Genomic DNA, 4826 nt, shown 5'->3' with positions numbered 1-4826 from the left:
CTATACATATTTCTTGATGCTATTAGTAAGTTTTGATAATACTTAAATTTATTCATATTAACATTATGTTTAACTTTGGATTTAGAATGGTCAGTATTAACAACTTGCTTGTTTTGTACTCTACTTTCTATTGATTTTGCTTTTGTTATATCTACAGATGGTTTGATTGCACTGCTATCTTTGCTATTAGAAGTATTATTTTCAATTTGTCCTTTATTATTTCTTTGTTCAAGATCTAAATTACTAGCATCAGTATCAACTTCACTTTCTATTGACAAATATGCAACTAGTGCATAACGTTTGAAATAAGTTATTGCAGACCCCACAAGCTGAGACCACGTATTTTGACTTTTAATTCCAATAGACTTTAATTCCTCTATATATAGAGGTGTATCAAATGAATATTCATACCCACTAGAATTATAAAATGTTGTTGTAACAACACTGATTGTATTATTGCCTATAACTTTACAAGTTGGAACTTGTACAAAATCAATATCTAGATTATGTTCTTTAATAACATTCTTAACTTCTCTTACTATTTCATTAAAATCTTGATACTTATACCCATATCCATTAAGATTTTTGTTCACGCCATCCAAACTCATCCTCAAAGTTTTAAGGTTCTTTAAAAAGTCTATTCTCTTTTGATTCATTGTTGTATTTTTGTTATTAATTTTTGTTTCTTGCATATTTGTTTTTGTAATATTATTTGTACTCACAAAGTACCTCCTTTAATTTTTTGGTTTTATATTTACAAAAATAAATATACATCAAAAAACAATTTTTAACAAATATTTTTCAGTATAATTTTACAAAAATTTTAATAAAATCGTAATACAAGAATTATAATTTACTACAAAACATAATCCTTACTTAAAGATATTGTTACCCTTAAGTAAGGATTATGACCTTTCATAAATTAACCAAAAAATTTTTAAGGAAATACTAAATACAATACTGTACAGAGTACCTCAACAAAAATAGCTTACACTAAAGTAAAAATAATATCAACCTTTCTATATTTTTTTATTTTTTTAAAATTTCAAATTCCTTTACAAATTCTTTAAGCAAATTCTGTTTTTCCAAAAAAAGTTTATCCAATATAAAACCTGTCAGTTTTGCATTTTTCTTATAATAATTATAGCTATCTTGACTTTTAAGTTGAAATCTTAATGGCTTTACCGGATTTATTTTTGACTTTTTTAAATTTTTACTCTCTTTTTCCATTAAAAAAGACAAAGACTGTCTAAATCCATTTTCAATTAGATATTCCTCTTTTAAAATTCCATCTTGGATAGCACTAGCTATCCTTAAATAGGAATAAGCCTGAGATTTAGCTAGTTTATAATCTTTTATAAATCGAGAAAAACTTTTATATCCATCTAGCTTATAATATTCTTTGTCCTTTATCTCTCTTAAAATATGCATAGCCTCTATTTTATTATAAATATCATCTTTTATATTATCCTTTAACTTACTTTTTAAAAGTGCAAACCTTTTTTGATTATCATCTATATTAATACCATCATCAAACAATAAAATAGAATTTTTATCATTATTGAAATTTCTTGCATTAATTATTATCTCCTCGTCACTATTTTTACTCATAAAATTTCTCCTTCTTGATTTATTTGATCTTCAATAGTTGTCCAGCGTTGGACAACTTACATCAGGAACTATTATATTATTGTTACCAAGCTTTATATGACATAATAAATTACTCAATATTTGACCATATTCTGTGATATAATCCGATTTTAAATCAAAATAACTGTTACTTGCTATTTTTTTATTTAAACTTTCCCTTTCAGATACAACACCTAAAAAGTTAGCCTTCTCTTGAATTATTTGCAACAATTTTTTATGTGTATTATTTTTCTTAAATCTTGTGATAATAAAAAAAATCGGTATTAGTCTTTCCAATTTTTTAACAAAAAATTCTAAAAGTTCATAACTTTCAAGAGTCCATTTTTCAGATGTCATTGGAACTATTATATAATCAGTAGAATTTAAAGCACACTTTAATGTAAAATCTAAACTAGGATTAGTATCAATTACTATATAATCATAATTTATTTTCAATCTCCTCAATTCTACCTTTAACTTCAAATCAATAGATTTATGTCTATTTTCACAATAAAAATCTTCATTTAAACTATGTAAAGTTAAATAACTAGGAAGTAAATCTAAATTACTCTCAATATTAAAAATTGCATTATCAATTTCCAAATCTCCTTTTAAAACTTCGCATATATTTCTTTCTATTAAATTTATTTCTTTTTCTTTTATCTTATTAAAGTAATAACTAGTAACCGATGCCTGAGTATCCATATCTATAAGTAAAACTTTATATTTTTTTGCTAACAAAGTAGATAAGATTAAACTAGTAGTACTTTTACCAACACCACCTTTAATACTTGCAATTGTTATTATTTTTGGTTTTTTTCTATCCATTTAGTTATAAGACCCCCTTCTGGTAATTTTTTGTTATAGAACATATGTACTTCCTTTTCTAACTTTGAAAGTTTGTCAATTAAAGCTTCACAATATTTTGTATATACCTTATCCTTTTTTAGTAGACGATATATTCCCTTAATATAACAATAAATACTTCCTTTCTTAAATCTAAATTCTATGTAATAAACTTTTGAAAAAGTAGACGATTTTATAAAACCATTTTCTTCATATTTTATAATTACATTCTTTATTGGTTTCCTATATCCATAAAAAATGCCTAAAAATTTGTCACTTCTTTTCAAAGAAAACAAGCTAAAAAATTCTATCTTTTCTTGATTAAATAATCCTCTAAACGAAATAAAAAATTTATTACCTTGTCTCTTATCTACTCCAAATGCATAAAAATCTTTCATAATTTTTGTATGATATAATTTTCTGTTATTCTCTTTTTCAATTTTAATAAAAATAGACTTATTTTCTTTTTCTTTAATTTCAACTTTCTTTTCTTTAAGACGCTCTAACACGCTATCCATAACAAATCCTTAGTCAACAATCTTTTCATACTCTCCTATTCTCACATGCTCTTTCCCTTCCACCATCTCTAAAATTTCATAGTAATAATGATTATTAAATACTTGGCTATATTTCAAATCAACTTGCTTATTTAAATAATTTTTCAATATTGGCGCTAAAACTTTAACCTCTACTTTGTTCTTCAACTGATCTAGCAGTATACTAAATATATTATTTCTAATCTGCTGTTGGTCTTCTTTTCGACCTTTTTTCTCTCGTTCAACTGTTTTTTTAATCCTCTTTACTATCTGTCCTAAATCCCCATATTTACCACTCTCTACGATAAAATGCGGCTTGTCTTTATATCTCTCATACGCTTTTTGTATCTCTGTTTCTAATTGCTTCTCATTGTATCCTTCTTTTTTTAATACTTCCTTTGTCTCTTCTAATGCCTTTTCTAATTCCTTTTGTTTTTCTTCTAATTTCTTGCTTTTATTTTGTTCTCTCTCTTTTCTATTCTCTTCTTTCTTCAATTCTATTAACTTTTTTATTTTAATTTCTTTTGTTGTTTCTAAATTCAAAATTGAGAGATATTTATCATCTTTGAATTCACACTTCTTTATGTACTTCTCTAGCTGTGCCTTTTCTCTTTCTTTTTTTTCTACCTCTTTCTTCTTATTATTATTATTCTTATTATTACTATTATTATTAATACACTCCCATTTTTCTACACTCCCATTTTTCTTTAGACTCCCATTATTAGTGCATGTTTGTTGATGATATAAGTTAGCACGTTGTTGGAATCTGTCTTCTTTTTTGTCTTTAAAATGTTTATTGATTTTATAGTGACATACTTTTTTAGAAAATCTAAGTTTATAGTGAATTTCAGTACCGCAATTTTCTCCTAAATGTCTGTAATAGTTACTAGTTACTTGAAATTCTTTTTCTAGTTTGTATAAATAACTTTGTAGAGTTTTGAGTGTAGCTTTTTTTTGACCATTGTTGTTTAAGTTATTATTAAAGTAATAGAGTATTTTATTTTGATTATATTTTTTAAACTTAGAATTTACAAAATTTAATGTTGATATTAATACAATTAATTTGTGTTGGTATTTATTGATGGGCTTTTTTATAGTCCTCATTTAAGTATCTCCTTATATTTTTTGGTTTACTGTTATCAACTATGATAACGCAATTCTTATTAGAAAGTAAACCTTTTCTTTTAATAAAAAATTTCAAAAAATTTTTTATTAAAAATATTATATCAAATACTTTAACAAAAACAGTTTTTGTTGTATTATTATTTTTGTAAATATAAAACCAAAAAATTAAAGGAGGTACTTTGTGAGTACAATTGTTACAAAAATAACTAACAAAATTAATAATGGAGTAAAAAAAATGAATCAACAAAATTTATACACCCAACCAGTTATTAAAGGTTTAGAATCTTTTGTTCCAACCGTAGATTCTGATAATAATAAACAAACTAATGTAAGTAAAATAAGCAAAATAGGACGTAAATTACTTGGCATAAAAAAAGGTGAATATTTCAAGTTTAATAGTAAAGTAGATTTTTCTATTCAACGTGAAGGATTAACAAGATTTGGTGCTAGTGAAGTTGGGAGTATATTTCTTGGTTCTGATGCTGCTTCTGAATTAATTGTAAGTCGAGTACTTAAATTTTTTGGGAAAGAAGTTCCATATAAAGATAATTTGCATATTAAAAAAGGCAAAGCATTAGAAAATTTAGGATTTGCTGAGTTTCTACGTATTTATTCTGATAATATACAAATTTTACACAAAAACAAATATGCTAATGGAATAGACAAATATAATTACTTCAAACGAGTAGG

Annotated in this window: 5 protein-coding genes and 1 pseudogene; 1 reads left to right on the top strand and 5 read right to left on the bottom strand. The window is 24.7% G+C overall.

Features of this window, described 5'->3' with window-relative positions:
• From U880_RS09580 to U880_RS0100070, 5 genes are all read right to left on the bottom strand, one after another.
• On the bottom strand, positions 1 to 722 hold a 722-nt coding region (locus U880_RS09580), incomplete at its 3' end, for an ERF family protein (RefSeq protein ID WP_051373830.1).
• A 307-nt stretch (positions 723 to 1029) separates the two neighbouring features.
• Positions 1030 to 1611 carry a chromosome replication/partitioning protein gene (locus tag U880_RS0100085; RefSeq protein ID WP_024654292.1) on the bottom strand — a complete coding sequence of 194 codons (582 nt, stop codon included), beginning with the start codon at positions 1609 to 1611 and terminating at the stop codon, positions 1030 to 1032.
• Positions 1612 to 1641: 30 nt separating this feature from the next.
• Positions 1642 to 2457 (bottom strand): ParA family protein, encoded by an 816-nt coding sequence (locus tag U880_RS0100080; protein WP_024654291.1) that lies wholly within the window; start codon positions 2455 to 2457, stop codon positions 1642 to 1644.
• Positions 2433 to 2993, bottom strand: a complete 561-nt coding sequence (locus U880_RS0100075; RefSeq protein WP_024654290.1) for a DUF226 domain-containing protein — start codon at positions 2991 to 2993, stop codon at positions 2433 to 2435. Before U880_RS0100075 ends, U880_RS0100080 begins: the two co-directional genes overlap by 25 nt.
• A 9-nt stretch (positions 2994 to 3002) precedes the next feature.
• Positions 3003 to 4115 (bottom strand): plasmid maintenance protein, encoded by a 1113-nt coding sequence (locus tag U880_RS0100070; protein ID WP_024654289.1) that lies wholly within the window; start codon positions 4113 to 4115, stop codon positions 3003 to 3005.
• A gap of 202 nt (positions 4116 to 4317) precedes the next feature.
• On the opposite strand from U880_RS0100070, the pseudogene U880_RS0100065 reads away from it, so the two are divergent.
• Positions 4318 to 4826 (top strand): annotated as a pseudogene (locus tag U880_RS0100065) (DUF244 domain-containing protein); the annotation flags it as partial.

Source organism: Borrelia hispanica CRI (genome assembly GCF_000500065.1).
Lineage (GTDB): Bacteria > Spirochaetota > Spirochaetia > Borreliales > Borreliaceae > Borrelia > Borrelia hispanica.
Note: the sequence above shows the minus strand (reverse complement) of the source record. Positions and strands in the feature narration are given on the sequence as shown.

What these genes read in the sequence shown, in the direction of transcription:
- U880_RS0100085 (WP_024654292.1), bottom strand. Translation starts at nt 1,611, where the DNA reads ATGAGTAAAAATAGTGACGAGGAGATAATAATTAATGCAAGAAATTTC.
- U880_RS0100080 (WP_024654291.1), bottom strand. Translation starts at nt 2,457, where the DNA reads ATGGATAGAAAAAAACCAAAAATAATAACAATTGCAAGTATTAAAGGT.
- U880_RS0100075 (WP_024654290.1), bottom strand. Translation starts at nt 2,993, where the DNA reads ATGGATAGCGTGTTAGAGCGTCTTAAAGAAAAGAAAGTTGAAATTAAA.
- U880_RS0100070 (WP_024654289.1), bottom strand. Translation starts at nt 4,115, where the DNA reads ATGAGGACTATAAAAAAGCCCATCAATAAATACCAACACAAATTAATT.